This window comes from Stutzerimonas chloritidismutans (genome assembly GCF_038562055.1).
GTDB lineage: Bacteria > Pseudomonadota > Gammaproteobacteria > Pseudomonadales > Pseudomonadaceae > Stutzerimonas > Stutzerimonas chloritidismutans_A.
Genome location: NZ_JBCFXD010000003.1, coordinates 282,572 through 309,460, shown reverse-complemented (window position 1 = coordinate 309,460; position 26,889 = coordinate 282,572). Strand labels below are relative to the sequence as shown.

Sequence of the window (26,889 nt, the reverse complement as noted above, 5' to 3'; positions counted from 1 at the left end):
GCGTCTGACCCAGACGCCGCGGAGCAGTGGGTCAGTGAGCATGATCGCTGCCGTCGGCATGACGGTGGATATCAGGCTTGGGCTCCGCTGCCTGATGGTGGTTTCCAGACGAGTGCATGTCGCTATGGTGATCGTCTTTAGCCACGGGCGCAGCGCTGGGCATGTGAGTTTCCCCACCGCCGTGATGATGACCACCGCTCGTGGCCACCAGCGCTTTGTATTCCATGGCTGTCAGTTCGGGCAGTTGCTCGAGCAGGGCGACCAGCTCCCAGATGTAGCGGTCTTCCATGCTCCGACCCCATGCGGGCATACCGGAGGCCTGAATCCCATGTTTGATCGTCCAGAAATCCTCGGCCGGGTCGCGCTTGCGGTTTGCATCAGCCAAGTTTGGCGGCGCGGGGCTGAGATTTTGACTCAGCTCGGTCGGTCCGGCACCCGGTGCGAGATGGCAGGCGACGCACATGGCTTCGTAGTTGCCAGCGCCTGAGCGAATCAGTTCGGCATCGCCCAGTTCCGGCACCTCGATGGCTTCGGCACGAACCGCCACCGAACGCTGGCGGGCGGTCTCCAACAGTGCGTGGATCGGCCCGCTATGCGGCACGTCGGCTCCGACATTGACGACTCCGAAGTACACCACGGCGGCCGCGGCCAGCACCAATGCCACTGCAGCCAGTAGCAGCGTCGTCAGGGTTTTGAGCATCATCCATTACCTCAGAACCAGAATCGGATACCCGCCACCAGGCGAGCCTCGCTTGTATCTTCACCCTCAGCCCGCTGCAGCTCGGCGCTGTTGCCGTAAGCCCGGCTCCAGCTGACGCCTACGTAAGGCGCGAACTGTCGGCTGATCTCATAGCGCAGCCGAAGCCCGACGCTCGCGTCACTGAACCCGGAGCCGATGCCACGGGATTCGTCCGTGCGTCCATACAGATTCAGCTCGGCGGTGGGCTGCAGCACCCAGCGCTGTGTCAGCAGCAGATCGTACTCGGCTTCCAACCGCAGCGCGGACTGACCGCCCTCGCCAAGGAACGCCGTGGCTTCGGTTTCCAGCCCGTACAGTGGCATTCCCTGCACGCCGAATGCCGCCCAGGTTTGCGGCGAGCCGGGTTCGAAGTCCTGGCGGACACCGGCGACGGTTTCCCACCAGGGACCTATCGCGTGGCTCCAGAGCAGCTGCAGTTCGGCTTCTTCGGTATGCCCATTGGTTCGCTCGCCTTCCGAGCGAAAGGCCAGCCTGTCGATATCGCCGCCTGCCCAACCACTCAGATCCCAGGCCAGCGTGGTTCCAGCATCGGCGTCCTGCCATTCCAGCTCGTCAGCGACGAACATGAAGTGGCTGCTGCCCTGATGCATTCCGTGTTCGGGCAGGTCGGGAAAGGCCGCCTCGATGTCGGCGGGACTAAGCGTCGGGACAGGCGGGCGATTTGCCTCGCCTGGCGGGATGCCCGTTGGGGGGGGATGCGGCATGGCGTGACCTGAATGGTCCATCGCTCCATGATCCACCACCCCATGGTCCATCATGCCGCGGTCCGATTGCGTGTGGTTCGGCTGCGAGTGGTTCTGACCGTGACTTTCAGCGGGAACGGGAGCGGCCGGTGAGTGGCCGGCATGGCCGGAGTGGTCCATCGCTGCCTGCGCCTGGCTGGTGGCGGCAGCCAGGCAGAGCGCGCTTAGCAGCGCGAGCTTAATGGTCATGCTTCGGGCTCTTATCATCATGTCCCTGGGGTTGATGAGGCGCTGAGCCCATGTTGCCGTGGTCCATCTGCCCGGACCCCATGTGCTGCTCATGCATCTGCATCATCTGGTCGTGATCCATGCTGCCGTGGCCCATCCCGTCATGGTTCATCATGCCGCCTTGCGGCTTCTGCGGGTGACCAGCCTCTGGGGCAGCGTGCTGCGGCGGGGTTTCAGCCGGATGGTGACCGTCGTGCTCGGTCTGTGCCTGCAGAGCGGTCAGCGGCAGGGCTGTAAGTAGGCCGAACACCAACAGGGAGTTGCGTTTGAAAATGCTCATGAGGTTCTCCTTTATTCTTCGACCCGGACTTCGCGGAACATCCCGAGGTCCATGTGCATCAGCATGTGGCAGTGGTAAGCCCAGCGCCCGAGTGCATCAGCCGTGACGCGATAACTCCGTTTGGAGCCGGGAGGCATGTCGATGGTGTGTTTGCGTACCTGAAACTGGCCGTGTTCATCCTCAAGGTCGCTCCACAACCCGTGCAGGTGAATGGGGTGGTGCATCATGGTGTCGTTGACCAGCACGAAGCGCACCCGCTCGCCGTACTTGAGCCGGATCGGCTCGGATTTCGCGTAGGGGATCCCGTCAAATGACCAGGCGAAGCGCTCCATATGGCCGGTCAGGTGCAGCTCGATGGTGCGCGTCGGCTCACGGCCGTCCGGATCGGGGAAGGTGCTGCGCAGGTCAGCGTAGGTCAGCACGCGGCGGCCGTTATCGCGCAAGCCGATGCCCGGATCATCCAGCTTTGGCACTGGCATCATGGTCTGCATGTCGACCAGCGGATTGCCCTTCTCACTGGCAGGGTGGGTCTGCATCTGGCTGCTGGCACCGCCACCGTGGCCCATTGCCGAATGGTCCATTTGGCCATGGTTCATCTGGCCGTGCTGTGGAGCTTCGTGTTGCATGGCCGGCTGATCGTTGCCCGCCGCATGCGCGCCGTGATCGCCATGGCCCATGTCCTCCATGCTCAACTCGGGACGGGCGTCGGGTTCTGGTACCGGCGCGCTCAGCCCCTGGCGAACGGCCAGAGTGCCACGGGCGAAGCCGCTGCGGTCCATTGATTGGGCGAACAGGGTATAGGCGTCCTGACCGCCATCCGGCGTGACGATCACGTCGACCGTTTCGGCGACCGCCAGGCGCAGTTCATCGACCTCGACCGGCTCGACGTTCTGCCCGTCCACGGCCACCACGGTGAGCTTCAGGCCCGGAATGCGGAAGTCGAAATAGGTCATGGCCGAGCCGTTGATCAGGCGTAGACGCACTCGCTCGCCCGGCTCGAAAACACCGGTCCAGTTGCCGTCCGGTGCCTGGCCATTGAGCAGGTAGGTGTAGGTTTCGCCGCTGATATCGGCGAGATCCGTGGGCGTCATCTTCATCTTTGCCCAGGCCCAGCGATTGCCAACGGTCTCGCGCCAGCCCTGGTCGGCCACATCATTGATGAAGTCGCCGAGGGTCCGCCGCCCGCGGTTGTAGTAATCGGATTGCTTCTTCAGCTTGTCGAGTACGCGGGCCGGGCCTTCATCGGTCCAGTCGGTGAGCATTACCACGTAGTCACGTTCGTACTCGAAGGGTTCGGGCTCGAGCGGATCGATCACCAGCGGCCCGTAGACACCGAGCTGTTCCTGAAACGCCGAGTGGCTGTGGTACCAGTAGGTGCCGCTCTGTTTCACTCGGAAGCGGTACTCGTACAGCCCGTCCGGTGCGATGCCAGCAAAACTGAATCCGGGTACGCCGTCCATGTTGGCCGGCAGCAGGATGCCGTGCCAGTGGATCGACGTATCCTGCGGGAGGCGGTTGTGCACCCGCAGCGTCACGGTGTCGCCTTCGCGCCAGCGCAGCAGCGGACCGGGAATACTCCCGTTGATGGCCATCGAGGTGCGCTCGCGACCGCTGAAGTTGACCGCCAGCGAGTCGATGGTCAGGTCGAACTGCGTTCCGGCCAATACGTCCTGGTCACCGTTCTGGTGCGGGCGCGCAACCGCCCACACGGGCTGACGCCAGATACCCAGTCCGGCGACTACGCCACCGGCGGCCAGGCTTTTGACGAAGGTGCGACGCGAGGGTGTACTGCTCATGGAGATCCTGCTTGGTCAGCTCTGATTGCAAATGCGTCTGCCAGCGTTGAGGCAGGCAGACGCAGAGGTTTACGGCCAGATTCACTCTGCCGGGTAATTTGCCAACACCAGATCAGTGCCCTCGGCGGTCAGCCCGATGACCTGATAGGCCTGTGCTGGCTGGCCGTAATCCATCCCGGGCGAGCCGGCAGGCATTCCCGGCGCAGCCACGCCAAGCAGGTCGCTACGTTGTTGCAGCTGGCGAATCTGCGCGACCGGCACGTGACCTTCCACGAATTTGCCGTCGATCACAGCGGTATGGCACGAGCCCAACCGCGGGGCCACGCCCAGCCGCTGTTTGACAGCCGACATGTTGCTTTCAACATGGTCGCGAACCTCGAAACCATTGGCCTGCAGGTACTTGACCCAGTCCTTGCAGCAACCGCAGTTGGCGTCCCGGTGCACGTCGATTACATCAGCGGCATGGACGCTGCCGGCCATAAACAAGGCGGCGATGAATGCGAACTTGGGTTTTATGACACGCATAACAGCACTCCTGAATGGAAAATCAACGGCAACCGCAGCCGCTGCCACAGCCTGTCTTCGGTGCTGCGGCCGGTGTGGTCTGGCTCGCGATCTGAGCGGGGTAGCCGGCCTCGTTCAGGGCGGCAATCAATGCAGCGTTTTCGACGTCCCCATCGACGCGAACCCGGCCGCTTTGCAAATCGATTTCGACAGCCTCGACGCCGGTGACGGTGTTCAGCGCCTGGGTGGCGTGTCGAACGCAGGCCCCGCACGTCATGCCTTGAACCTGAAGCTGGGTGGAATTCATCAGAAGCCCTCCGTAGATGCCGGCCAGTCCGGCGAGGCTTGATCATCAACCTTGTCCTAATGGCAAGGTCAAGGGGTTGCCTCTGACGCTTCGTCTGGCTGTCAACATAGCCTTAACCGGCTTTCCGCAAGCTGAGCGGAACATTACTTTTTTGTCAGCTTGTGGTTCATCGGAAGTGATACCGGCAGACTTGCGCGATGTATGGAGAGGATGAGCCGAATGAAACTTCTGGTCGCTGAAGACGAACCGAAAACCGGGACCTACCTGCAGCAAGGCCTGAGCGAGGCAGGGTTCTCCGTCGACCGAGTCACCAGCGGCACCGATGCCCTGCAGCATGTCCTGAGCACTTCGTACGACCTGTTGATCCTTGATGTGATGATGCCGGGCCTGGACGGTTGGGAATTGCTGCGCAGGGTCCGTGCAGCCGGGCAGGAGGTGCCGGTGTTGTTCCTTACTGCGCGTGACCGCGTGGAAGACCGGGTCAAGGGTCTGGAGTTAGGCGCGGATGACTACCTGATCAAGCCCTTCGCCTTTTCCGAACTGCTGGCGCGGGTACGCACCTTGCTGCGCAGGGGCAGTGTCGCTGCCTTGCAGACTCAGCTGAGCATCGCCGACCTGGACGTGGATCTGCTCAAGCGCCGTGCCGTGCGGGCCGGTCAGCGCATCGACCTGACCGCAAAGGAGTTCGCCCTGCTGGAGCTGCTGCTGCGTCGACGCGGCGAAGTGTTGCCCAAGTCGCTGATCGCCTCGCAGGTCTGGGACATGAATTTCGACAGCGACACCAATGTCATTGAGGTGGCGATTCGCAGGCTTCGCGCGAAGATCGACGATGGCTTCGAACCCAAACTCATCCATACCGCGCGTGGCATGGGCTACATGATCGACGAGCCGGATCGCGCATGATGAAGCAGTTGTCGCTTACCGCCAGGCTGAGCCTGATGTTCATGCTGGCGGTCACCGGGGTGCTCGGCGCGGCGGGCTTCTTTTTCTTCCAGTTGAGTCAGCACCACTTCGACGAGCTGGACCGGCATACGCTGGAAGACAAACTTCAGGCCAGCCGACAGCTGCTGCGGGGCCTCGATGATCTGAACGGGTTCGACGCGCTGAGGCCGCAATTGCAGGCACTGCTTGGCGGGCATAGTGACCTGGCGGTACGGATAGGCGATGCCAAGGGGCAGGTGCTGTTTGCCGCCAGCGGCGCTGCCTACTCGATTGAATCTCATGCGCATGGCTCCGTCGGCGCGGGCCTGCAGCGGGTGTGGCGTCGCAGGGCCGCGGTTATTGAGGTGGCGGGCCGTCCGCTGAGCATCGAGTTGGCGCTCGATATCACGACGCACAAAGTCTTTTTGAACACGCTGGCGGGATGGCTGTGGGGCGCGCTGGTGCTCTGTGCGCTGCTCAGCGGCGGGCTCGGCTGGCTATTGGCACGTAGTGGGCTGCGGCCGTTGCGCGAGGTGACGCTGGTGGCGGCATCGGTGTCGGCCAAGTCGCTGACCGAGCGCATTCCGACCGAGTCGACGCCGGCGGAGCTGCAGCAACTGGTGCTGGCGTTCAATGCGATGCTGGCGCGGCTTGAGGACGCTTTCGTGCGACTGTCCAACTTCTCGGCGGACATCGCCCACGAGCTGCGAACACCCCTGTCCAATCTGATGACGCACACCGAGGTTGTGCTGACCCGTGCGCGCAGCCGCGAGGACTATCAGGAAAACCTCTACTCCAATCTGGACGAGCTGCGCCGCATGGCGCGGATGATTGACGACATGCTGTTCCTGGCAAAAGCCGATAACGGGCTGGTCGTCCCCGAACGGAAGCTGATCGAGCTGCATGCGCTGTGCGAGTCGTTGCTGGAGTTCTACCAGCTGACCGCCGATGAGCGCGGTATCCGATTCGTGTTAAACGGCGATGCTCGTATACAAGGGGATCCGGCCATGTTGCATCGCGCGCTGTCGAACCTGCTGTCCAATGCGCTGCGCTATACGCCTGACAACGGCACGATCCGGCTGGACATCGAGGCGGGCGAGCAGGGCGTTTCGCTGAGCATCGGCAACCCGGGCGCCGGCATTCCTGATCACCATTTGCCGCGACTGTTCGACCGCTTCTATCGCGTCGATCCCGCGCGCCGCGAAGGCAGCCCGAACAATGCCGGACTGGGCTTGGCGATTACCCGGTCGATCATCGAGGCGCACCATGGCGAGATCCGCTGCAGCAGCCGAGACGGCTGGACGTCGTTCGATATCCTGTTCCGCTCGGCTGACTGACAACCGTCGGGGGCGCTGGCTTGATACAGGCTGAGGGAACATGATTGCTTCGACGCTCATGGCGACCGACACCCAGCACTGGCCAATCCGGGCTGCACGTGTTTGCATCGGTGACCGCCTGACGTGCAACCCTGCTGGCTATCCTGCTCGGCAAATCAAACGCGGCGGATGGAGGTGGTATGAACATCGAACGATGCGAAGACCTGATCGACTGGACCAGCCAGGCCCATGCCCGGCTTTCCGAATGCATGACAGAGGCGGCCGATGAGCGCAGCGACTCATTGGCCACGATGCTGATGACTTATCTCGCGCAGCACGAGCAAGAGCTGACGCGCACGATCGAGCGGATCAAGGAGCATGCGGACCCGCGCGCGCTGCAAGCCCGCCTGCACGAGGCGGTCGAGGGCGAGATACTTGCGCTGGATTTCGACAGCGATGCCTATGCACAGATGAGTGTCGACGACATTTCACGCGAGGTCTTCGCCCTTCACAACCGGATCATTGACCTGTACCGCTCGCTGGAAAAGCGTCCAGCACTGGACAAGGCACGTGAGCTGCTGGGCGAAATGCTGCAGCTTGAAGAGCACGAAACCATGCGCCTGGCGCAGCAGGTCAACCGCATGCACGAGCTGTAGCTGACCGACGCAGAGGGAGGGCGTCAGACCACGTAGCGCAGGATGGCGACGAAATGCAGCAGGCTTCCGGCGATGACGAACAGGTGCCAGATGCCATGCCAGTGGCGGAAGCGCTGATCGTAGGCAAAGAAGACGATGCCTACCGTGTAGAACACCCCTCCGGCGACCAGCCAGCCGAAGCCGGCGGGGCCGAGTGCGGCAAGCAGCGGCTTGACCGCCACCAGTACGATCCAGCCCATGACGGCATAAATGACGATCGACAGCACCCGCGCTTCCGATCGCGGCTTGATCTCCTGCAGCATGCCGATGATTGCCAGTGACCAGACAATTCCGAACAGCCACCAGCCCCAGCTGCCTCGCAGGGTGACCAGGCAGAACGGCGTGTAGCTGCCGGCAATCAGCAGATAGATCGACAGGTGATCGAGCTTTTGCATTACCGCTTTGGCACGGCCACGAACGCTGTGATAGAGCGTTGATGCGCTGTACAGCAGCACCAGGGTGAAACCGTAGATGGCGATGCTGATGATCTTCATCAGATCCCCGTCCATGGCTGCCAGGATCAGTAGCCAGACGGCACCTATCAGCGCCAGCACACCGCCTGTGAGGTGCGTCCAGGCGTTGAATTTCTCTCCTTGATACATCGTTGTGCAGCCTTGAAAGTGTTCGATCAATTACCCATCAACAGGCCGAAAACCTTTTTTGCCACGCTGGTGGCTGCCTGCGCCGGATTCTGACGAATGCTGGCTTCCTGTTCGGCGATGACAGCGAACAGCCCATCGAGCGCTTGCTCGGCCACATAGCCCTCGACCGTGCCGTATCGGGGATCGACCGCACCCAGGCCGGAGACCTTGCCCGCCAGCGCGTTGTACTGCTGAGCGACGCCGACCTTGTCGGTGGCCTGCTTGATGATCGGCAGGAACCGGGCGCGGATTTCGTCACGGCTTGTCTTGTTCAGATACTGAGTTGCCGAGTCATCGCCCCCGGCCAAGATCGCCTTAGCGTCAGCGACGGTCATCTTCTTCACCGCCTCCAGCAGCAACGCCTGCGCTTGCGGAACAGCGGCTTCGGCGGCCTTGTTCATGCCGGTTTCCAGCTCGTCGACCTGAGCGCCCATGCCCATCATCTTCAACATCCGCGAAGCCTTGCCGATGTTGCCCGGCAGTTCGATGCGCACATCCGGATCATTGCTGAAGCCTCCGGGCCGGCCCAACTGCTGCACGGCCACTTTCGTCCCCTGGCTCAGTGCGTCCTTCAGCGCCTTGTTGGCATCGCCCTGGCTAAGGTCGGACAGCGAGAGCGCCCAAGCGCTGGCGGAAAGCATCAAACCGGTGAGCAAAGCAGTGGTGCGCAGCATGGATAAATCCTCTGGGTGATGCAGCGAGCTTAATGGGCCAGGCGCGGCGTGCCAAACGCCGGTAGCAGCTTGATTCGACCGTTTCGTTGACGCACGTCCGCGACATCACTGGTCAGCCGACGGCATCAAGAGATGTCTGCCGCCCGGTCTAGCGCAGGCGCGATGGCGCTATAACAGTCACGTGGGTGCAACTTCTAGACGCTTCACGGCTACAAAAGGATCATCATGAGGCGGATTTATCAATCTGCCAGAGCGAGCATTCGCTACGCGCTGACCAACGACAAGGTTGCGGTGAACCTTCGCCGCAGACCCGTTCGAATGCCAACCCGTGCAGAGGAATGAAAACATGCTCAAAGCACTCAAGTCGCTGTTCGACCGCAGTGGGGACGATCAGCCTACGGCACACAGCGTTGAAGTGGCCGCAGCGGCGCTGCTGATAGAAGTCGGCCGTGCGGATTACGAAAGCGATGCAGACGAACAAAAAGCCATTATCGAAGCCATCCGCCACGGCTCGGGTGTGGAGGACGCCGAGCTTGCATCGCTGGTCGCCTCCGCGCAGGAAACCGCCGAGCGATCGACTTCGCTTTATGAATTCACCACGCAGATCAACACGCAGTATTCGATGGACGAAAAATTTGTTCTGATCAAGGCGCTATGGCGCGTCGCCGCCGCCGATGGCGATATCCACCGATACGAAGACCACCTGATCCGCCGTATCGCAGATCTGTTGTATGTGCCGCATACCGACTTCATACGCGCCAAGCTGGAGGTCCTCGGCACCTGACGGCCTGTCACCTGGGTCAGAACTCGAAGGCGCCCGGATCGCATTGCTCATCGTCACGCGGGTTGCCGCGCTGGTCGGTATCCGGGCAAAGCACGCCGCCCATGTCGATAGGGTCGAAATAGGGGCTGTCTTCGAAAGGCTCACGCAGCGCGACAGTGCGGCTCGGGCCTCCGTTGTCCTGCAGTGATCCGAGCGCCAGGCGTACCGCGGCCCTGTCCGCAGCGGTTGGCACGAAGCCGCATCCACTCAGGACGTCAAAAAGATCTCCTCCGGAGCCGCCAATGGCATTGAAACTGCCACTGGTTAGGGTGCCACTGCAGAAAGATATATCGCTGAAGGCGCGAATTTCGACCAGGCTATTGGCCAGGCGGAACTCACCGGTACCCGAATGGCTGAACAGCTGCGAGTGATTGCTGAAGGTCGCGTTGCGAACCAAGACTGTGCCGTCGATGTTGCCGATTTCTGCGGCCCGGACACCGCCGGTGGTACTGCGATTGTCGACAAAGGTGCTGTTCAATATGTCGACGGCGCCCTGATAGTTCAGCAGTCCACCCCAAAAGCGAGCGTCGTTGGCGGTGATCAGGCTGTTGCGCAGATACAGCTGCGCCGCCGAGCCCATATTGGAAATGCCACCGCCATGGCCGGACTGGTACCCGGTCGAATTCTGCTCGATGGTCGAGCGCGCAACCAGCGCCTGTCCCTCGTTGAACAATCCTGCGCCCCGGTTGCACAGGCGGCGACTGGGAAAGGCCGCGCAGGAGGTTTCCAGTTCATGGGCGATGGTGTTGCTCCGCAGCAGCATCCGGTCCATGCGCAGATTGCCTCGATTCCAGATCGCGCCGCCGCCGCTGCCCACGGGCCTGCCGTTTTCCAGCCGCAGATAGCTGAGCGTTACCGCCTTGGGCGAGGCGGCGTAGATATCGAAAATCCGGTCGATGGCGCCGCCGTCGATGATGACTTGCAGGTCATCGTTTTTCGGGGCTCGCCCGAGGCCTGACAGCGTCAGGCCATCCGTGATGTCCAGGTCGCCAACCGCATCGTTTGGAACGTCTGCGGTCTCAGCTCCGGTCAATGAGAGCACGTAGTGCCCAGACGGCACCTCGATCAAATCGTGGCCCTGGTGCGCGTTGCTCTCCATCACCGCCGCTCTCAGCGTGCAGCGATTGGAAATGGATTGGCAGTTGCCGTCGCCCGGCTCGGTATCCACCTCGTCGGCCCTACTGTCCACACGCAGGGTCAGGCCGATGGAGGTAGCGCAATCAGCGGGCAGCGGGTCGCCAGTGACGTTCATGACGTAACCGGAAGCTTCCGGAAAGCGTTTTTCATGGACGGTGCTCGAATAGCCGGAGCCGAGCCAGTTGCGGCGCTGATAACCGACACTGAAGTGATAGGGAATGTTGGTTTCGCAGGTGTCGGCGAAGTAGCCGACCGCGTAGTGATCACTCCGCAACGGCATCATGGCCCAGGGCGTGCCATGGATGACCGCGTTGACCTGTGCGATGCGATTGCCACGTGCGTCCACTTGCGCTCGCAACGGGTAGAGCGGCACCGGCGAGCGGGCGACGGAGGAGGGCGTGAGGTTGGTCAGACTGGGCGTTGCGCAACCGCCCATCCCCAAGACGAGCGACAAGGCAATCACACGGCTGTGCGTCATACAGTCCCCTCTCGGCAGGCCGCCGACGTTTTCGATGGGTGACCTGCTGAGTATGGGTGCCGCCTCTATCATCAATCGAACGTTTCGGCATTAAGCCTGAGCGTCCTTAGCGTTGTTGCCACTGAAGGCTTGGCTGCGAGCCCATGCTTGAGCTTCGAGCGCAATCAGTCCGAGAGTTGTTCCTCGTCGTGGCGCTCCAGCGCGACCTGGCGAATCGACAGGCGGATCTCGGCCGGCAGTACCCGCTTGGCGACACTCTCGGCCAGCTCGCCAAGCTTGGGGTGGTAGCCGAGTTTGCCGGCGGCGTCCTGCTGCAGCACGTTCTGGTCCAGCAGACTCTTGATGAAGTGGCGGAACAGGCTCTTGTCGAAAAATTCCGGCGCGTTCAGCCCATGCAGGATCGAAAGGCGCTGGGCCATGACCGTGCAGAGGTTTTCCAGCTCTTCGGCGTCGAGGGTGTTCTGACCACTGTTGAGCAGTAGCGCAATGGCCATGTAGAAGCGTTGCAGCGTCTGCATGATCGCCCGCGCCAGCAAGGTCAGCAGGACGAACTGACGAGAGCTGGGTGCCGGTCTCACATAGGTCTCACCGTCGCGCTTGAGCAGCCCTTGTTCGACAAAGGCGTCCAGCCATTGATCGACCACGGCGCCCAGCTCTTCGGGCTCCCAGCGGATGAACAGCTCGGCGCGCAGATAGGGGTAAAGCGCCTCGGTGAAACGCAGGATCTGTTCTCGGCTGATCCGTGAGCTGCTTTGGAAGAAGCTGGCCAGTAGCGCCGGCAGCGCGAAAATGTGCATCACGTTGTTACGGTAGTAGGTCATCAGAACGGCGTTGTGCTCGTCCAGGTAGAGGATGTTCCCCAGCGCATCCTTCTGTTCGGCCAGCAGGTCGAGTTCTTTGACGTAGCTGATTAGCGCTTCGCCGTCACCGTCCGGCAGGGTGGTGTGAGGGGAGTAGGGCACGGCCCGCAGCAGGTTCTGATAGAGGTCGAGGATGCGCGCCAGTGAACGCCGATCCAGCGCCTGACGGCTGGTGGAGAGCATAGCCAGCGCGACCAGGTTGACCGGATTGACCGCGGCCGCTTCGTTGAGCCGTTGGGCGATGCGCTCGGACAGCTTATTGGTGGTCTCGTTGAGCCAGTCGGGACGGAAGTTCGGCGCCAGATCCTGCCTGCGCCAGCCCGGTTGTTGCTGGTCGAGAAACTCGTTGAGCTTCAGCGGCTCGCCAAAATTTACCCAGACCTGCCCGAAGCGCTGCTTCAGTGCGCCGATGACCTTGAAGATGTCGAAGATCGATTCCTTCTTCTTCGCTGCACCGCGCAGCTCCCCCAGATAGGTGCGGCCCTCGAGCACTCGCTCGTAGCCGATGTACACCGGCACGAAGAGGATCGGCAGCCTGGAGGAGCGCAGGTAGCTGCGCAGGGTGATGGCGAGCATGCCGGTCTTGGGTTGCAGCATGCGTCCGGTACGCGAGCGACCGCCCTCGACGAAGTACTCCACCGGAAAGCCACGGCTGAACAAGGTATGCAGGTACTCGTTGAATACTGCGGTATAGAGCGGGTTGCCCTTGAACGAGCGGCGCATGAAGAAGGCGCCGCCACGACGCAGCAGGCTGCCGATCACCGGCATGTTGAGGTTGATGCCCGCGGCAATGTGCGGAGGCGTCAGGCCATTGCGGAACAGCAGATAAGAGAGCAGCAGGTAGTCGATATGACTACGGTGGCACGGCACGTAAATCACTTCGTAGCCCTGCACCGCCTCCTGCAGCGGCTCCAGGTGATTTACGCGGATGCCGTCGTAGATCTTGTTCCAGAACCAGGACAGCACCACCTCGAGAAAGCGCACGGCCGTGTAGGCGTAGTCCGAGGCGATCTCGTTGCCGTAGCGCAGCGCCCGCGCTTCGGCTTTTTCCAGTGAAATGTTCTCGCGCTCGGCCTCGTCCCTGATTGCCTGACGCACCTGTGGGCCATGCACCAGACCTTTGACCAGGTTGCGACGGTGCGAAAGGTCGGGGCCGATCACCGCCGTCTTCTGATTGCGGAAATGCACCCGCAGCATGCGATGAACCATGCGCAGGGTGCGCTCGTGGCCCTTGTTCTGCGCCACCAGCTCATTGAGCTGGATCGGCGTGGAAAATTGCACACGGGTTTCGCGCCCGAGCATGACAATGCTGAGCAACTTGCGCAGCCGTCCGGTGACGGCCCAGCTGTCGGCGAACAGCAGTTTCCAGGCGCTGGTTTCGCGATCCGGCGAGCGACCCCAGAACACGCTGACCGGGATGATCTGTGCATTGTCTACGGCGTTCTGTTCCAGGGCGCCGACCAGGCGCACCAGTGGCGCTGGCGTAACCGCGCGCGTTCGTGTGCCGAACCAACTGGCGGCCGGGCTGAGAAAAATGAACGCGGCCGGCTCGACATGATTGCCCACCGCCACGTCCGCCACCGGGCGCGGCAGGCCGGCCCTGCTGCACTCGTGATCGAGCACCGCCAGATCGCTCAGCGAGGCGCGTTGCAGCACGTAAAACACGGGCTTGCTGCGGTCTAGCTTGAGCGTGAAAGCGGACTGGTTGATCGTCTCCGAGCGCACCCAGACATAGAGCAGGCGACGCACGAGAGAGAAAACGAGACGGCGAAACGGAGAGCGGGTCATACGGCAGATTCGACTGTGGAAGGGTTAATGCCCTTGAAGCGCGCAAGTGTGCCGCAAGCGGTGTTGGCGGGCAAAAGTCTGGTGAAGGAAGCGCACTCGTTGGTGTGCTGGTTTAACGGGTGATGTGCGTTCGAAGCGGGCCAGAGCAACTGTTCCGTTTGCAGAAGGTGCGAGTGGCTATTCGATAGTTACCCAGCGCGTTCGCTCTGGTCTACCTCATGTTCTTCCATGCGTAGACGGCTGAGAACACGACCAGGCTTACGGCTGCTCCAAAATACAAAGTCTCCAGCTGGGCGCCCACCTCGACGGCGTGCTCGAGAAACAATATGACGATGATGACCACCGAAACCTGTATCAGGGTTTTCTTCAGGTCATGGAAAGACCTGATATCCAGCGGCCCGAGCGAGGCGCTTTGTTCGACCGGCACTGGTTTGATGAACAGTCGATACAGGCTGATAGCAATCAGTTGAAAGGTAATGGCGATCAACAGCAGATCCAGTAGCTTGAGTAGCTTGACGGCGAGACTCTTGCTGTCGTTTGCGGTGTGGGGAAACTGATGGATCAGCTCTAGCAGCAGATGAACCATGGTGTTCAGACTGACGCCGTACAACAGCACGGCCGAAATCGCCGTCGTTGCCACGGCAACCAGTACCAGCAAACGGCTGCTGCGAAAGATTCGTTCGATCATGTTTTAACATCCCGGTCGCCTATGGCTCACTTGAGGCTAGTGCAAGTCGAAGCATGCGGCGTGGCTGTGGAATAGCCACTTGGTCCGGTTGCAATAGCGTTGTGGCTCTCCTTATAGTCCGGCGCGAATTGGGCCGGTACGCCAAACGTGACCGCAGGCCCGTCAGCACGGATAAAAGTTGATGATCGAACTGAACAATCTGACTAAACGATTCGCTCAGCACACGGCGGTTGATGCCTTGTCCTTCTCTGTCGAACCGGGCGAAGTGTTGGGTTTTCTAGGCCCGAACGGGGCCGGAAAGTCCACGACGATGAAGATGTTGACCGGCTTCCTCACGCCAACGTCAGGCAGCGCAAGCATCTTTGGCTGCGATATTCAGACCCAGGCGCTTCAGGCGCAGCGCCAGATGGGCTATCTGCCCGAGGGGGCGCCCTGCTATGGCGACATGACGGTGCGGGGCTTTCTCGAGTTCATCGCCGAGGTGCGGGGTTATCGCGGTGCGGACAAACGCGTGCGGGTCGACACGGCCGTGGGCCAGGTCGAGCTGGAATCGGTGCTTGGCCAGAGCATCGACACGCTGTCGAAGGGATTCAAGCGTCGAGTTGGACTGGCGCAGGCGATTCTGCATGATCCGCGCGTGCTGATCCTCGATGAGCCTACCGATGGCCTGGACCCGAACCAGAAGCACCAGGTTCGCGAGCTGATCAAAGGCTTGGCCCGGGACAAGATCGTCATCATCTCCACGCATATCCTCGAAGAGGTTACGGCGGTCTGCACGCGCGCGATCGTCATCGCTCGCGGCCAGCTGGTGGCCGACGGCACGCCACTGGAGCTGCAAAGTCGCTCCAGGTATCACCAGGCCGTGACGCTGGTCGGCGAAGGGCCGCTGGATGACGTTGCCCTGGCGGCTTTGCCGGGCGTGGCCGGAGTTGAGGTGAATCAGTTGGAGCACAGCCTTACGGTGCTGGCCAAGCCGGGTCAGGTGATCTTTCCGCAGGTCAATGCCTTGATCACTCAGCAGGGCTGGGCCGTGCGGGAACTGGATGTGGAACGCGGCCGGTTGGACGAAGTATTTCAGACGTTAACGCGTGGGGAGGCGTTATGAGTCAGTTGCCGGTGATCTTCAAACGCGAGCTGGGCAGTTATTTCGCCACGCCGCTCGCTTACGTCTTCACCCTGATCTTTCTGGTGCTGTCGGGCGTATTCAGCTTTTATCTGGGCGGCTTTTACGAGCGGGGGCAGGCAAATCTCGTCCCTTTTTTCAGCTTTCATACATGGCTCTATCTGTTTCTGATTCCAGCTATCGCCATGCGGCTGTGGGCCGAGGAGCGCAAATCGGGTTCGATCGAGCTGTTGATGACCTTGCCCATCACCCGTTTCGAAGCGGTCACCGGCAAATTCCTGGCGGCCTGGGTGTTTGCCGGGATCGCCTTGCTGCTGACGTTTCCGATGGTTATCACCGTCAACTACCTGGGTCAGCCAGACAACGGCGCGATCATCACCGGCTATTTCGGCAGCTGGCTGCTGGCTGGCGCTTTTCTGGCGATCAGCTCGTGCATGTCGGCGCTGGCCAAGAATCAGGTGGTTGCCTTCATCCTGGCGGTCAGCTTGTGTTTTCTGTTCATCGTCAGCGGCTTGCCGATGGTGCTCGATGCCTTCGCCTGGGCACCGCAGTGGCTGGTCGACGCGGTGGCATCGCTGAGTATCCTGATTCGTTTCGATTCGCTCAGCAAAGGGGTCATCGATCTGCGAGACCTGCTGTATTTCGTCACCCTGATCATCGCCTGGCTGATGGCTACTGCCATCGTCGTCGATTTGAAGAAAGCGGCATAAGGGAGCCCGCATGAAACGACTGATGTATTCAGGTGCCGGGCTGCTGCTGATCGCACTAGTTTTCCTGGCATTCAATGCTGTTTCCAGCCTGATGTTTACCGATGCGCGGCTGGATCTAACCGAGCAGAAGCTTTACACCTTATCGAAAGGCACCGAGACCATCCTGGCTGGGCTCGAGGAGCCGATTGAATTGCAGTTGTTCTACTCGGACGAGGCGACGGGGGACCTGGTCGCGCTACGCAACTATGCTCGGCGCGTTGAGGAGCTGCTGTATGCCTATCAGCGTGCGGCTGATGGCAAGATCACGCTGCGTGTGATTGATCCCGAGCCGTTCTCCGAGGAGGAGGATCGGGCCGCCGAGCTCGGGCTGCAGGCTGTGCCGCTGGATCGGGGCGGCGACAAGGTCTACTTCGGCTTGGCTGGCATCAACGCGGCGGGGGAGACGCAGAGTATTCCGTTCTTCCCGTTGGATCAGGAGGCGTTTCTCGAGTACGAAATCAGTCGTCTGGTGCAGACGCTTTCTACGCCACAAATGCCGGTGGTCGGCGTGCTTTCAGGGTTGTCCATCACGGGCGGTTTTGACATGCGTACCCAGCAGGCGACGCCTCCTTGGATGGTGCTGGAGAGCATCCGTCAACTGTTCCATATCGAAAGCCTCAAACGCGATGTGGAAGTGATTCCTGCGGACGTGTCGGTGCTCATGCTGATCCATCCGAAGAAGCTTCCGGAGCAGACCCTGTATGCCATCGACCAGTTCGTCATGCGGGGCGGCAAGCTGCTGGTATTTCTCGACCCCTACAGCGAGGCGGACCCTGGCATGGGTATCGGGCCAGGTGAGTTCGGCGAGGGCAAAGCGTCGGATCTGGAGCCTCTGTTCAATGCCTGGGGTGTGCGCATGGAGCCCAATCAGGTGGTGTTGGACGCGTCCTATGCGATGTCCGTCGGAGTGGGCGAGGAGCGCCGCCCGGTCAGGCATCCGGCCTGGCTGAGCTTGCCGCAGCGCATGATGGACAGCGAGGACGTTGTAACCGCTTCGCTGGAGACCCTGAACATGGCGACCGCAGGCTTCCTCGAACCGTTGAAGGACGCAACGACTCGTTTCGTGCCGCTGATCCAGAGCTCCAGCTACGCCATGCCGATCGAGGCGGAGCGCTTCGCGACATTGGAAAATCCCGAGTTGCTCTTGCGGGAGCTGGAGCCCACGGGCAAGCGCTACACGCTTGCGGCGCGTATTCAGGGGCCCGCTAAGTCGGCTTATCCCAACGGTATCGAGGGGCGTGCGGACGGTCTGAAGGACAGCACGAGCATCAATGTGCTGGCTGTAGCGGACACCGACTTGCTTGCAGACCGCATGTGGGTACAGGTCGAGAACTTCTTCGGCCAGCGCATGCCCCAGCCCTGGGCCGACAATGGCACCTTCGTGATCAATTCGCTGGACAATCTATCCGGCACCGATGCGTTGATCAGCGTCCGCTCACGTGGTCGGTTTGCTCGACCGTTCACGGTTGTCGAAGACCTGCAGCGTCAGGCGGAGAACCGCTTCCGCGAGAAGGAAGAAGTGTTACAGCAACGTCTGGCTGCGACCGAGGCACAACTTGCCGAGTTGCAGAGTCCGGACGCGGAAGGAGTTGTGCAGCTGACTGCCGAACAACAGACCGCGCTGCAGGATTTCATGCAGGAGAAGCTGCTCATCCGCAAAGAGTTGCGTGAGGTGCGCTACCAGCTCAACGCAGATATTGAGGCGCTTGGGCGGACGCTCAAATTCTTCAATATCGCCTTAGTGCCGCTGCTGCTCACGCTCGGCATGTTGCTGCTGTGGCTCTGGCGCAGGCGGCAAGCACGATGAATGCGTAGAGCTAATCGCGCTGGGAGCATGCGTGCATGGCGGTGAGCAGCCGAACCTCCTCTCCAGCTGCAGCGCGCCAGGTTCCACCTGCACGCCATGGTCGTGTCTACAGCGCATGGTTATGGCAATGACGCCTGCACGTGATGACGGGCGTCTTGCTGTCATGTGACATCTGACCGAAACGTACTTGTCACGCCCGCTGCGCTATATTTGGCGTTGGCGCTGATTTGATGATCGGCCCTGGTTGCTCATCCCTGAGCTTAAATAATAAGAATCAAGTTGGAGAAATAGGATGGCTGAGCGCGAGACCGGAACGGTCAAATGGTTCAATGATGCCAAGGGCTATGGCTTCATTCAGCGGGCTAGCGGCGCTGATGTATTCGTTCATTACCAGGCGATCCGTGGCGAAGGCCACCGCTCACTGGCTGAGGGACAACAGGTGGAGTTTTCGGTTGCTCAGGGCCAGAAGGGTCTTCAAGCCGAGGACGTCGCTGGGCTGTGAGCCCGCTGTCGGCTTGATACCCGTTCAAGTATCTAGCAAGGAAAAAAGCCCTGGCCCCGGTCGGGGCTTATCGTTTCCGAGGTTTTTTGTCCAGCTAGCGTTGCTCTGCCGCCGCTCTCGGCCGGGGGGATCGTCTTGATCGAGCTTTCGGAGCGGCATAAAAGCAAAACCCCGCCGAGGCGGGGTTCTGTTGAGCTCCAGGGGAGCCGTGCTTACATGTTGGGGTAGTTCGGCCCCCCGGTGCCCTCGGGCGCAACCCAGACGATGTTCTGGGCCGGGTCCTTGATGTCGCAAGTTTTGCAGTGCACGCAGTTTTGAGCGTTGATCTGGAAGCGCTTGCCTCCTTCATCAGTGTCCACCACCTCGTATACGCCGGCCGGGCAGTAACGCTGGGCGGGTTCGTCGTACATGGGCAGGTTCTTCTCGATCGGAATGCTTGGGTCGATCAGTTTGAGGTGAACCGGCTGCTCTTCTTCATGGTTGGTGTTGGAGAGGAATACCGAGCTCAGCTTGTCGAAGCTCAGCTTGCCGTCCGGCTTGGGATAATCGATCTTCTTCGACTCGGCGGCTGTCTTCAGGCACGCGTAATCCGGCTTGGTGTCGTGCAGCGTGAACGGAATCTTGCCGCTGAAGATGTTCTGGTCGATGAAGTTGAACGCGCCGCCCTTGATTGCTCCCCATTTGTGAATTGCCGCGCCGAAGTTACGGCTAGCGTACAGCTCCTGATACAGCCAGCTTGCTTTGAAGCCTTCTTCATAGCCAGTCAGTTCATCGCCACCTTCACGGCCGGCAAACAAGGCATCCGCAACCGCTTCAGCCGCCAACATGCCGGACTTCATGGCGGTGTGGCTGCCTTTGATCTTGGCGAAGTTCAGGGTGCCGGCGTCGCACCCGATCAATGCGCCACCGTTGAATACCATCTTCGGTAGCGAATTGATGCCGCCCTTGGCGATGGCTCGCGCACCGTAGGAAACGCGCTTGCCACCCTCCAAGTACTGCTTGATCACCGGATGATGCTTGTAGCGTTGAAACTCATCGAACGGGGAAAGGTACGGGTTGCTGTAGGACAGATCGACGATCAGGCCGACCACGACCTGGTTGTTCTCCAGGTGATAAAGGAAGGAGCCACCTGTGTTGTCATCGTTCAGCGGCCAGCCTGCGGTGTGCACGACCAAGCCTTGCTCGTGCTTGGCTGGATCGATATCCCAGAGCTCTTTGATACCAATCCCGTAGTGCTGCGGATCGACGTTGGCATTGAGCTGGAATCGATTGATCAGCTGCTTGCCGATATGGCCGCGGCAGCCTTCGGCGAACAGGGTGTACTTCGCACGCAGCTCCATGCCTGGGGTGTACATGCCTTCCTTCGGATTGCCTTCGCGGTCCACGCCGAGATCCCCGGTAAGAATGCCGCGAACCACGCCCTGTTCGTCGATGAGTGCTTCTTGAGCCGCAAAGCCTGGGTAGATCTCGACGCCGAGATTCTCGGCTTGCTGAGCCAGCCACCGACAGAAATTGCCCAGCGAAATTATGTAGTTGCCTTCGTTGTGCATGGTTTTGGGAACCAGCGCATTGGGCAGCTTGCGAGCTGCTTCGGCAGTCTTGAGCAGATAGATGTCGTCGCGCTTGACCGGGGTATTTAGAGGGGCTTCGAGTTCTTTCCAGTTGGGAAAGAGTTCGTTCAGCGCGCGTGGCTCGAACACGGCGCCAGATAGGATGTGGGCGCCAACTTCAGAACCCTTCTCAACGACACAGACGCTGATTTCCTTTCCGGCATCGGCGGCTCGCTGCTTCAGTCGGCAGGCAGCGGACAGGCCCGCGGGGCCGGCGCCGACGATGACTACGTCGAATTCCATGTATTCGCGTTCCATTGGCTATCTCCTACTCAAGGCTTGATTGTTTTATAGATAGTGGAGGGCTGGATCGTGTCCCTGACCAAGCCGAGCTGCCGCATTATATATAGACGCCCGAAAGGGTCCAATACAAACGTTTGTTTGAATTTCTCTCAAGCCTGATAGAATCCGGAAACAGCGGCTTATGACGGGTCATTTGCGTTGTTGACCCCAGCTGTTGCCTGCAGTCAAGATACGGGCAGTTTTGTGCTCGCCGAACAGGTCCGAAGGCTAATGGCGGCCCGGTCCTTGAGCATGGCTCGGTTCGCCTCGGCGAAATTCTATTCACCGGAGAGTAACGAGGAATCCATGAAGATTCTTGTAGCTGTCAAACGAGTGGTCGATTACAACGTCAAGGTTCGCGTCAAGGCGGACAACTCCGGCGTCGACCTCGCCAACGTCAAAATGTCGATGAACCCCTTCTGCGAAATCGCTGTGGAAGAAGCCGTACGCCTGAAAGAAAAAGGCGTGGCGAGCGAGATCGTCGTGGTTTCCATTGGTCCGACCGCTGCCCAGGAGCAGCTGCGCACAGCCCTGGCGCTGGGTGCTGATCGTGCCGTGCTGGTCGAGTCCAGCGAAGAGCTCAACTCCCTGGCCGTCGCCAAGCTTTTGAAGGCTGTGGTCGACAAGGAGCAGCCGCAGCTGGTGATCCTTGGCAAACAGGCCATCGACAGCGACAACAACCAGACCGGTCAGATGCTGGGTGCACTGACCGGATTCGCTCAGGGCACTTTCGCTTCGAAAGTCGAAGTGTCGGGCGACAAGGTAAACGTCGAACGCGAAATCGACGGCGGCGCGCAAACCGTTGCGTTGAATCTGCCGGCAATCGTGACCACCGATCTGCGCCTGAACGAGCCGCGCTACGCGTCGCTGCCGAACATCATGAAGGCCAAGAAGAAGCCGCTGGAAGTGCTGACGCCGGACGCTCTGGGCGTAACCACTACTTCCACTGTGAAGACCCTGAAAGTCGAAGCGCCTGCTGCACGCAGCGCGGGTATCAAGGTCAAGTCTGTGGCTGAACTGGTCGAGAAACTGAAGAACGAGGCGAAGGTAATCTAAATGACTATCCTGGTTATCGCTGAACACAACAATGCCGTTCTGGCTGCAGCCACCCTGAATACCGTGGCTGCGGCCAAGGCGATCGGTGGCGACATTCATGTGCTGGTTGCAGGTGCCGGTTGCGCTGCTATCGGTGAGGCGGCTGCCAAGATCGAAGGCGTTTCCAAGGTGCTGGTTGCCGACGACGCTGCCTACGCCAATCAGCTGCCGGAAAACGTTGCGCCGCTGATTGCCGATCTGGCGAAGGATTACAGCCACGTGCTGGCTGCCGCTACTACCAATGGCAAGAACTTCCTGCCCCGCGTAGCGGCCAAGCTGGACGTTGATCAGATCTCTGAAATCATCGCTGTCGAAAGCGCAGATACTTTCAAGCGTCCGATATATGCCGGTAACGCGATTGCCACCGTGCAATCCAGCGCGGCGATCAAGGTTATCACCGTGCGTGCTACTGGTTTTGATCCGGTCAGTGCTGAAGGCGGATCGGCGGCTGTCGAGCAGATTTCCGGTACCGGCGATGCGGGCGTTTCCGCGTTCGTGGGTGAAGAGCTGGCGAAGTCCGATCGTCCTGAATTGACGGCTGCTAAGATCGTTGTTTCCGGTGGTCGCGGCATGCAGAACGGTGACAACTTCAAGCACCTCTATTCACTGGCCGACAAACTCGGCGCCGCCGTTGGCGCTTCGCGCGCGGCGGTCGATGCTGGCTTCGTGCCGAACGACATGCAGGTTGGTCAGACCGGCAAGATCGTTGCGCCGCAGCTGTATATCGCGGTGGGCATCTCTGGAGCCATCCAGCACCTGGCGGGCATGAAGGACTCCAAAGTGATAGTTGCGATCAACAAGGACGAAGAAGCACCAATCTTCCAGGTCGCCGATTACGGCCTGGTGGGTGACTTGTTCGAAATCCTGCCGGAACTGGAGCAGCTCGTGTAACTGAGCCGCTAGAAAAAACCCGCTCTCGTAGCGGGTTTTTTTATGAGCGCTCGGCTGCACTGGCCAATGGTAAGATTCCTGCAGTCCCGAGAAGAAGCCTGTTTGATTCTGACCCATGAGGTTTTCCATGTGCTGTGCCGTTTCGCTGAAATCCGCTTTGCTCGCCGTGTTGTTGGCAACCCCCGTCGCTGCGCACGCGGCGGCTGCAAAGTGTGATCGGCTGATTGCGACTGGCGGCGCAGACAACCCTCCTTTTCTTTGGCGCGATCCGCTGAACCCCAAGCGGCTCGTTGGAGCCAACGCTGATCTGCTGAAAAAGATCACCGACTCGCTCGATCTGAAGCTCGAAGTGCTCTACACCGGCGATGCGGGCGTGGCGCTGGAGCAGGTGCGCAGTGGGCGGGTCGATGTGCTGGCCGATGCGGTCTTGGCACCAAGGGAATTGGTATATCTGGATTTCATCCATCCATCCATCGCGACCCTGCAGATGTCCGCCTGGGTGGGTCAGGAGCCTGGCTTCCTCTATTCAGACCGGAAGGATCTGGCAGGTCGAACGGGCGCCTATGTGAAGACGGAAAGCTATGGCAGCGCGTTCGAGCGCTATACCAAAGAAAATCTTCGTTTACGTGCTGCTCCCAGCCTGGCCGAGGCTTTGAACAGGCTGTCGACGGGCAAGGCGGATTATGTTCTGCATGAGCGTTACAGTTTCCTTGCATATGCCGCTCGACAAGGGCTACTCGCCTATACCCAGCGTTTGGATCCACCGGTGTTCAGCCGCGGTTTGCATTTTGCGGTCGCTCATGATTCAGCGTGTAACGGTCCGTGGCTGCGCGGACAGCTCGCAATAAAAATGACAGAATTGCGCGCTGCGGGGGTACCGCAGCAACTGCTGGTAGAGAACCTTGAACGCTGGAAACAGCAGCCAGCGCCGACCCGCAATTCGCAACGCTAGGATTTCTTAATTGATCAAACAATCTTGCGGCACACTCGTGCTGCTGGCGATGGTTGGCTGCGCCAGCGATCCTGCACCCATCGAACAGCTGCGGCTTACCGAGCAGGCTTTGAGCCAGGCGCGCTCGGTGGGCGCTGTGGAACAGACGCCAGAACTGATGCAGGCTGAGCACAAGTTTGCGGCTGCGGTCGCAGCGATAAAGGATGAGCATTATCGAGAGGCACGTCTGCAGGCCGAGCAAGCCGAGCTTGATGCGCGCCTGGCAGAGGCTCGGGTCCTTAACGAGAAGAGTCAGCAGGAACTGGCGGAATTGCACCGTCGCATCGCGCGCTTGCGTGAACAGCTGGGAGCGTTGCAGTGAAACCGGTTTACCTGATACCCGTACTGCTGGTAGCGCTTGGTGCGCTTCAAGGTTGCGCAACGCACGAGTCGCAACAGCATCTGCAATACGCATCGACGGCCCTTCAAAGTGTAAGTGAAGAGCCACAGATCCTTCAGGATGCACCCAAGGATGTGGAGCGAGCGAGCGAGTCTTTGGAGCGCGCAAAGCGGTTCGCCGACTTCTGGGGCAACGCGCAGGACGTTAGTCACTATGCATACCTCAGCAAGCGCTACAGCGAGATAGCCCGCCAGCACAGCGAGCAGCTGCAGAACCAGCGGCGCGCGACCCAGCTGAGCATGGAGCATGAGCGTTTGCGTCAAGCTGTGCAGGAAGCCCGAATGCTCGACCTGCAACATCAGGGGCGCTGGTTGGAGGATCAGATGGTGAGCCTCGCGGCTGCCGAGACCGATCGCGGTCTGGTCATGACTCTTGGAGATGTGTTGTTCAGGGCAGCCAGTGCCGAGTTGGGATCTTCGGCCAACCGCACCCTGCTTAAGGTCGTTCATTTTCTGCAGCTCAATCCCAAGCCTCGCGTGCGGGTAGAAGGCTATACAGACAACCGCGGTGATGCGGCCGAGAACCTCGCTTTGTCGAAGGCGCGTGCACAGGCGGTGGGTGACTTTATGCAAAGCCTTGGAATCGATGCCGGGCGTATCGAGGTTGTCGGTTACGGCGAGCAATATCGCGTCGCGGAGAACGCGTCAGCGCGCGGACGCGCACAGAATCGCCGGGTCGAGATCCTCTTTTCCGACGAGCAAGGACGTTTGAGCAGTCCACGCTGATACTCAATTTTCAGTATAGAGAGCTGACTGTGTTGGCGAGTTAGCAAGCAACTGTATTGGTCGAACGTAATGGTGGTGTACTACTGTTATGGTCCAGTTGACGGGGACGGACGATATGACCAATCTGTTGCTTTATCAGCGCATTGCACACCAGCTCGCCGACGACATTCGGCGAGGCGTTTATCGCCCGGGCGAGCGGGTGCCGTCGGTACGCAAGATGAGCATGCAGCTGAACGTGAGCCATGCGACGGTCCTGCAGGCCTATGCCAATCTTGAAGACCAAGGGATGATCCGTGCCCGCCCGCAGTCGGGTTTTTATGTGCATCACACCCCGGCACTGACGGCCCCTACGCCGGATATCGCTCAGGTCGAACGGCCGACGCTGGTCACGCGCAGCAGCATTATCAATCAGGTGCTCAGCGAGTCACGCCGTGATGGGCTCATACCTCTGGGCGCCGCCGTACCGCACGTGGACTATCTCCCTGTCCGCGCGCTGCATCAGCAGCTTGCCAAGGTCACTCGTTTCCAGAACCAGCAGGCCTTTAGCTACATGTTCAGCCCCGGTTTTGAGCCGCTGCGCCGGCAGGTGGCGATCCGTATGCGCGACGCCGGCGTTGTCGTCGGGCCCGACGAGGTCGTGATCACACACGGTTGCGTCGATGCGCTGCAGATGTCCTTGCGGGTGCTGACCAAACCCGGCGATTTGATCGCGGCGGAATCGCCCAGTTACTACGGCTTGCTTCAGCTAGCCGATTTGTTGGGACTCAAAGTGATCGAGATCCCTTGTGATCCAGATACCGGGCTCAGCCTTGAGGCGTTGCAGCTCGCAGCCAGTCAGTGGCCAATCAAGGCGCTGGTGCTGACCGCGCGCCTGAGTAATCCACTTGGTGGCAGCGTCCCGGACGGACGGCAGAAGCAGTTGCTAAAAATGGCGGCGAATTTCGACATACAGATTGTCGAAGACGATATCTATGGCGAGTTATTGTTCGACGTAGGGTCAATCCGGGCACTCAAGTCTAATGACACCGAGGGGCGGGTGATTTACTGCTCGAGCTTCTCTAAGACTATTTCGCCTGGCGTGCGTATCGGCTGGATACTTCCAGGTCGCTACCGCGAAGAGATAAAGCGTCTGCAGACCTTCAGCACACATTCGGCCTGCAGCGTGACGCAGATGGGTGTTGCGGCATATCTTGAAAACGGGGGGTACGACCGCCATCTGCGTTACATTCGCCACGAGTACCGGAAGAATCTCAGCGCTTTCCAGCTTGCCGTGCAACGCTACTTCCCGGAGGGCACACAGATGACCCGCCCTACGGGCGGGTTCATTCTCTGGGTCAGCTTGCCGGCTCGGGTGAATACTAAGGAGCTTCACGTGCAGGCGTTGAAGCGGGGCATCAGCATCGCGCCAGGACTGATTTTCAGCAACACCGAACAGTTCAATCACTGTATCCGGCTCAACTGCGCGCTGCCTTGGACGGCCGAGGCGGAGCGAGCATTGAAGACTTTAGGTGAGCTTGCTGGAGAGCTTTGTCGGCAATCGAACTAAATGACGGGGAGGGCGGAAAATGAGATGGCTGATGTTGATAGGGCTGTCGCTGCTGGCTGGCTGTGACGAGGTTCCGGATCAGCCTAAGACTCCCACGCCGCCCAAGGTCACTGTTTCGCCAGCTGACGCAGCTGCGCCGATAGTCGCCGAGCCCAAGCTGGATAGGCGGGTCGGTCCGGTGAGTATCGAGTCTGAAGACGAGCCGGCCCTGGCAGCGAACCCGGAACAGCCCCCGACCGAACCCAGTGCGCCTGCGCCAAAGGCCAAGCCTTCTGCCTCCGTGCCAAAGACCAAGCTGGAAAAAGTGGAACTGCCTGAGCCAGACCTCGACCTGAGCCTTCCGGAGGATTGGACGGAAAACCTCGATCCGGCTGAAGAGCCAACGTCCTTGAGCCTGCTGCCACCGCTCTTCGAGTCCAGCGAATCTCGCTCGCTGCAAATGAGCGGCGAGTTGCTGCCAGGAGCGGCACAGGACGAAGCTCTCATCGATGGCGCGCAGATCAATTTCGAACTAAAACGCTGAACCGTT

The 26,889-nt window shown here is 60.3% G+C and carries 27 protein-coding genes; 15 read left to right on the top strand and 12 right to left on the bottom strand.

Annotated features, from left to right (window positions below):
* Positions 1 to 31 precede the first annotated feature (31 nt).
* From AAGW23_RS08155 to AAGW23_RS08130, 6 genes are all read right to left on the bottom strand, one after another.
* On the bottom strand, positions 32 to 700 hold the full coding sequence (locus AAGW23_RS08155; protein WP_342405951.1) for a cytochrome c: 669 nt from the start codon (positions 698 to 700) through the stop codon (positions 32 to 34).
* Between the two features lie 11 nt (positions 701 to 711).
* Positions 712 to 1,692: a copper resistance protein B gene (locus AAGW23_RS08150; protein ID WP_342405950.1), complete on the bottom strand. Its 981-nt coding sequence runs from the start codon at positions 1,690 to 1,692 to the stop codon at positions 712 to 714.
* A complete protein-coding gene (locus AAGW23_RS08145) occupies positions 1,682 to 2,011 on the bottom strand; it encodes a hypothetical protein (RefSeq protein WP_342405948.1) in 330 nt (109 codons plus the stop codon). The genes AAGW23_RS08150 and AAGW23_RS08145 overlap by 11 nt, the downstream gene beginning before the upstream one ends.
* 11 nt (positions 2,012 to 2,022) lie before the next feature.
* Positions 2,023 to 3,807, bottom strand: coding sequence for a copper resistance system multicopper oxidase (locus tag AAGW23_RS08140; RefSeq protein WP_342405947.1), 1,785 nt, complete (start codon positions 3,805 to 3,807; stop codon positions 2,023 to 2,025).
* Positions 3,808 to 3,888: 81 nt separating this feature from the next.
* Positions 3,889 to 4,332, bottom strand: a complete 444-nt coding sequence (locus tag AAGW23_RS08135; protein WP_342405946.1) for a DUF411 domain-containing protein — start codon at positions 4,330 to 4,332, stop codon at positions 3,889 to 3,891.
* 22 nt (positions 4,333 to 4,354) lie between these two features.
* On the bottom strand, positions 4,355 to 4,618 hold the full coding sequence (locus AAGW23_RS08130) for a heavy metal-associated domain-containing protein (protein WP_342405945.1): 264 nt from the start codon (positions 4,616 to 4,618) through the stop codon (positions 4,355 to 4,357).
* Between the two features lie 219 nt (positions 4,619 to 4,837).
* Here AAGW23_RS08130 and AAGW23_RS08125 point away from each other — a divergent pair, with 219 nt between their 5' ends.
* The 3 genes from AAGW23_RS08125 to AAGW23_RS08115 all read left to right on the top strand — a co-directional run bounded on the left by AAGW23_RS08125 (position 4,838) and on the right by AAGW23_RS08115 (position 7,511).
* Complete coding sequence (locus tag AAGW23_RS08125; protein ID WP_342405944.1) at positions 4,838 to 5,521, top strand: heavy metal response regulator transcription factor; 684 nt, start codon at positions 4,838 to 4,840, stop codon at positions 5,519 to 5,521.
* Positions 5,521 to 6,876, top strand: coding sequence for a heavy metal sensor histidine kinase (locus AAGW23_RS08120; RefSeq protein ID WP_342405961.1), 1,356 nt, complete (start codon positions 5,521 to 5,523; stop codon positions 6,874 to 6,876). Before AAGW23_RS08125 ends, AAGW23_RS08120 begins: the two co-directional genes overlap by 1 nt.
* 179 nt (positions 6,877 to 7,055) lie before the next feature.
* A complete protein-coding gene (locus tag AAGW23_RS08115) occupies positions 7,056 to 7,511 on the top strand; it encodes an ATPase (RefSeq protein WP_319298169.1) in 456 nt (151 codons plus the stop codon).
* Positions 7,512 to 7,534: 23 nt separating this feature from the next.
* Here the strand turns inward: AAGW23_RS08115 and trhA are convergent, their stop codons facing one another.
* Both trhA and AAGW23_RS08105 read right to left on the bottom strand, forming a co-directional pair.
* Complete coding sequence (gene trhA / locus AAGW23_RS08110; protein ID WP_342405943.1) at positions 7,535 to 8,152, bottom strand: PAQR family membrane homeostasis protein TrhA; 618 nt, start codon at positions 8,150 to 8,152, stop codon at positions 7,535 to 7,537.
* A 26-nt stretch (positions 8,153 to 8,178) separates the two neighbouring features.
* Positions 8,179 to 8,865: a DUF4197 domain-containing protein gene (locus AAGW23_RS08105; RefSeq protein ID WP_342405942.1), complete on the bottom strand. Its 687-nt coding sequence runs from the start codon at positions 8,863 to 8,865 to the stop codon at positions 8,179 to 8,181.
* 346 nt (positions 8,866 to 9,211) lie between these two features.
* Between AAGW23_RS08105 and AAGW23_RS08100 the strand changes: the two genes are divergently transcribed.
* Positions 9,212 to 9,649 (top strand): TerB family tellurite resistance protein, encoded by a 438-nt coding sequence (locus tag AAGW23_RS08100; protein WP_342405941.1) that lies wholly within the window; start codon positions 9,212 to 9,214, stop codon positions 9,647 to 9,649.
* A 16-nt stretch (positions 9,650 to 9,665) separates the two neighbouring features.
* On the opposite strand, the gene AAGW23_RS08095 is transcribed toward AAGW23_RS08100, so the two are convergent.
* The 3 genes from AAGW23_RS08095 to AAGW23_RS08085 form a co-directional block, all read right to left on the bottom strand.
* Positions 9,666 to 11,303, bottom strand: coding sequence for a choice-of-anchor Q domain-containing protein (locus tag AAGW23_RS08095; protein ID WP_342405940.1), 1,638 nt, complete (start codon positions 11,301 to 11,303; stop codon positions 9,666 to 9,668).
* 164 nt (positions 11,304 to 11,467) lie between these two features.
* Positions 11,468 to 13,951 carry a glycerol-3-phosphate 1-O-acyltransferase PlsB gene (gene plsB, locus AAGW23_RS08090; RefSeq protein ID WP_342405939.1) on the bottom strand — a complete coding sequence of 828 codons (2,484 nt, stop codon included), beginning with the start codon at positions 13,949 to 13,951 and terminating at the stop codon, positions 11,468 to 11,470.
* 211 nt (positions 13,952 to 14,162) lie between these two features.
* Complete coding sequence (locus AAGW23_RS08085; protein WP_342405938.1) at positions 14,163 to 14,639, bottom strand: YqhA family protein; 477 nt, start codon at positions 14,637 to 14,639, stop codon at positions 14,163 to 14,165.
* Positions 14,640 to 14,820: 181 nt separating this feature from the next.
* Here AAGW23_RS08085 and AAGW23_RS08080 point away from each other — a divergent pair, with 181 nt between their 5' ends.
* The 4 genes from AAGW23_RS08080 (at position 14,821) to AAGW23_RS08065 (ending at position 18,820) form a co-directional block, all read left to right on the top strand.
* A complete protein-coding gene (locus AAGW23_RS08080; RefSeq protein ID WP_342405937.1) occupies positions 14,821 to 15,744 on the top strand; it encodes an ABC transporter ATP-binding protein in 924 nt (307 codons plus the stop codon).
* Positions 15,741 to 16,472: an ABC transporter permease subunit gene (locus AAGW23_RS08075; RefSeq protein ID WP_342405936.1), complete on the top strand. Its 732-nt coding sequence runs from the start codon at positions 15,741 to 15,743 to the stop codon at positions 16,470 to 16,472. The genes AAGW23_RS08080 and AAGW23_RS08075 overlap by 4 nt, the downstream gene beginning before the upstream one ends.
* A gap of 10 nt (positions 16,473 to 16,482) precedes the next feature.
* Positions 16,483 to 18,318 carry a GldG family protein gene (locus AAGW23_RS08070; protein WP_342405935.1) on the top strand — a complete coding sequence of 612 codons (1,836 nt, stop codon included), beginning with the start codon at positions 16,483 to 16,485 and terminating at the stop codon, positions 18,316 to 18,318.
* A 292-nt stretch (positions 18,319 to 18,610) separates the two neighbouring features.
* Complete coding sequence (locus tag AAGW23_RS08065) at positions 18,611 to 18,820, top strand: cold-shock protein (RefSeq protein ID WP_342405934.1); 210 nt, start codon at positions 18,611 to 18,613, stop codon at positions 18,818 to 18,820.
* Positions 18,821 to 19,032: 212 nt separating this feature from the next.
* Here AAGW23_RS08065 and AAGW23_RS08060 read toward each other — a convergent pair whose 3' ends face one another.
* Positions 19,033 to 20,688 (bottom strand): electron transfer flavoprotein-ubiquinone oxidoreductase, encoded by a 1,656-nt coding sequence (locus AAGW23_RS08060; protein ID WP_342405933.1) that lies wholly within the window; start codon positions 20,686 to 20,688, stop codon positions 19,033 to 19,035.
* Positions 20,689 to 21,018: 330 nt separating this feature from the next.
* On the opposite strand from AAGW23_RS08060, the gene AAGW23_RS08055 reads away from it, so the two are divergent.
* From AAGW23_RS08055 to AAGW23_RS08025, 7 genes are all read left to right on the top strand, one after another.
* On the top strand, positions 21,019 to 21,768 hold the full coding sequence (locus tag AAGW23_RS08055; protein WP_045425680.1) for an electron transfer flavoprotein subunit beta/FixA family protein: 750 nt from the start codon (positions 21,019 to 21,021) through the stop codon (positions 21,766 to 21,768).
* Entirely contained in the window at positions 21,769 to 22,698 is a 930-nt protein-coding gene (locus AAGW23_RS08050) for an electron transfer flavoprotein subunit alpha/FixB family protein (RefSeq protein WP_342405932.1), read from the top strand. It abuts the gene before it with no gap.
* Between the two features lie 127 nt (positions 22,699 to 22,825).
* Positions 22,826 to 23,650 carry a substrate-binding periplasmic protein gene (locus AAGW23_RS08045; protein WP_425540815.1) on the top strand — a complete coding sequence of 275 codons (825 nt, stop codon included), beginning with the start codon at positions 22,826 to 22,828 and terminating at the stop codon, positions 23,648 to 23,650.
* A 49-nt stretch (positions 23,651 to 23,699) separates the two neighbouring features.
* A complete protein-coding gene (locus AAGW23_RS08040) occupies positions 23,700 to 24,011 on the top strand; it encodes a DUF4398 domain-containing protein (protein ID WP_342405960.1) in 312 nt (103 codons plus the stop codon).
* On the top strand, positions 24,008 to 24,814 hold the full coding sequence (locus AAGW23_RS08035; RefSeq protein WP_342405930.1) for an OmpA family protein: 807 nt from the start codon (positions 24,008 to 24,010) through the stop codon (positions 24,812 to 24,814). Before AAGW23_RS08040 ends, AAGW23_RS08035 begins: the two co-directional genes overlap by 4 nt.
* A 115-nt stretch (positions 24,815 to 24,929) precedes the next feature.
* Entirely contained in the window at positions 24,930 to 26,360 is a 1,431-nt protein-coding gene (locus AAGW23_RS08030) for a PLP-dependent aminotransferase family protein (protein WP_342405929.1), read from the top strand.
* Positions 26,361 to 26,379: 19 nt separating this feature from the next.
* Positions 26,380 to 26,883, top strand: a complete 504-nt coding sequence (locus AAGW23_RS08025; protein ID WP_342405928.1) for a hypothetical protein — start codon at positions 26,380 to 26,382, stop codon at positions 26,881 to 26,883.
* Positions 26,884 to 26,889 lie beyond the last annotated feature (6 nt).

Bases quoted from the DNA above. Each gene is read 5' to 3' on its own strand.
- AAGW23_RS08155 (WP_342405951.1), bottom strand. From the start codon at position 700: ATGCTCAAAACCCTGACGACGCTGCTACTGGCTGCAGTGGCATTGGTG.
- AAGW23_RS08150 (WP_342405950.1), bottom strand. From the start codon at position 1,692: ATGACCATTAAGCTCGCGCTGCTAAGCGCGCTCTGCCTGGCTGCCGCC.
- AAGW23_RS08145 (WP_342405948.1), bottom strand. From the start codon at position 2,011: ATGAGCATTTTCAAACGCAACTCCCTGTTGGTGTTCGGCCTACTTACA.
- AAGW23_RS08140 (WP_342405947.1), bottom strand. From the start codon at position 3,807: ATGAGCAGTACACCCTCGCGTCGCACCTTCGTCAAAAGCCTGGCCGCC.
- AAGW23_RS08135 (WP_342405946.1), bottom strand. From the start codon at position 4,332: ATGCGTGTCATAAAACCCAAGTTCGCATTCATCGCCGCCTTGTTTATG.
- AAGW23_RS08130 (WP_342405945.1), bottom strand. From the start codon at position 4,618: ATGAATTCCACCCAGCTTCAGGTTCAAGGCATGACGTGCGGGGCCTGC.
- AAGW23_RS08125 (WP_342405944.1), top strand. From the start codon at position 4,838: ATGAAACTTCTGGTCGCTGAAGACGAACCGAAAACCGGGACCTACCTG.
- AAGW23_RS08120 (WP_342405961.1), top strand. From the start codon at position 5,521: ATGAAGCAGTTGTCGCTTACCGCCAGGCTGAGCCTGATGTTCATGCTG.
- AAGW23_RS08115 (WP_319298169.1), top strand. From the start codon at position 7,056: ATGAACATCGAACGATGCGAAGACCTGATCGACTGGACCAGCCAGGCC.
- trhA (WP_342405943.1), bottom strand. From the start codon at position 8,152: ATGTATCAAGGAGAGAAATTCAACGCCTGGACGCACCTCACAGGCGGT.
- AAGW23_RS08105 (WP_342405942.1), bottom strand. From the start codon at position 8,865: ATGCTGCGCACCACTGCTTTGCTCACCGGTTTGATGCTTTCCGCCAGC.
- AAGW23_RS08100 (WP_342405941.1), top strand. From the start codon at position 9,212: ATGCTCAAAGCACTCAAGTCGCTGTTCGACCGCAGTGGGGACGATCAG.
- AAGW23_RS08095 (WP_342405940.1), bottom strand. From the start codon at position 11,303: ATGACGCACAGCCGTGTGATTGCCTTGTCGCTCGTCTTGGGGATGGGC.
- plsB (WP_342405939.1), bottom strand. From the start codon at position 13,951: ATGACCCGCTCTCCGTTTCGCCGTCTCGTTTTCTCTCTCGTGCGTCGC.
- AAGW23_RS08085 (WP_342405938.1), bottom strand. From the start codon at position 14,639: ATGATCGAACGAATCTTTCGCAGCAGCCGTTTGCTGGTACTGGTTGCC.
- AAGW23_RS08080 (WP_342405937.1), top strand. From the start codon at position 14,821: ATGATCGAACTGAACAATCTGACTAAACGATTCGCTCAGCACACGGCG.
- AAGW23_RS08075 (WP_342405936.1), top strand. From the start codon at position 15,741: ATGAGTCAGTTGCCGGTGATCTTCAAACGCGAGCTGGGCAGTTATTTC.
- AAGW23_RS08070 (WP_342405935.1), top strand. From the start codon at position 16,483: ATGAAACGACTGATGTATTCAGGTGCCGGGCTGCTGCTGATCGCACTA.
- AAGW23_RS08065 (WP_342405934.1), top strand. From the start codon at position 18,611: ATGGCTGAGCGCGAGACCGGAACGGTCAAATGGTTCAATGATGCCAAG.
- AAGW23_RS08060 (WP_342405933.1), bottom strand. From the start codon at position 20,688: ATGGAACGCGAATACATGGAATTCGACGTAGTCATCGTCGGCGCCGGC.
- AAGW23_RS08055 (WP_045425680.1), top strand. From the start codon at position 21,019: ATGAAGATTCTTGTAGCTGTCAAACGAGTGGTCGATTACAACGTCAAG.
- AAGW23_RS08050 (WP_342405932.1), top strand. From the start codon at position 21,769: ATGACTATCCTGGTTATCGCTGAACACAACAATGCCGTTCTGGCTGCA.
- AAGW23_RS08045 (WP_425540815.1), top strand. From the start codon at position 22,826: ATGTGCTGTGCCGTTTCGCTGAAATCCGCTTTGCTCGCCGTGTTGTTG.
- AAGW23_RS08040 (WP_342405960.1), top strand. From the start codon at position 23,700: ATGGTTGGCTGCGCCAGCGATCCTGCACCCATCGAACAGCTGCGGCTT.
- AAGW23_RS08030 (WP_342405929.1), top strand. From the start codon at position 24,930: ATGACCAATCTGTTGCTTTATCAGCGCATTGCACACCAGCTCGCCGAC.
- AAGW23_RS08025 (WP_342405928.1), top strand. From the start codon at position 26,380: ATGAGATGGCTGATGTTGATAGGGCTGTCGCTGCTGGCTGGCTGTGAC.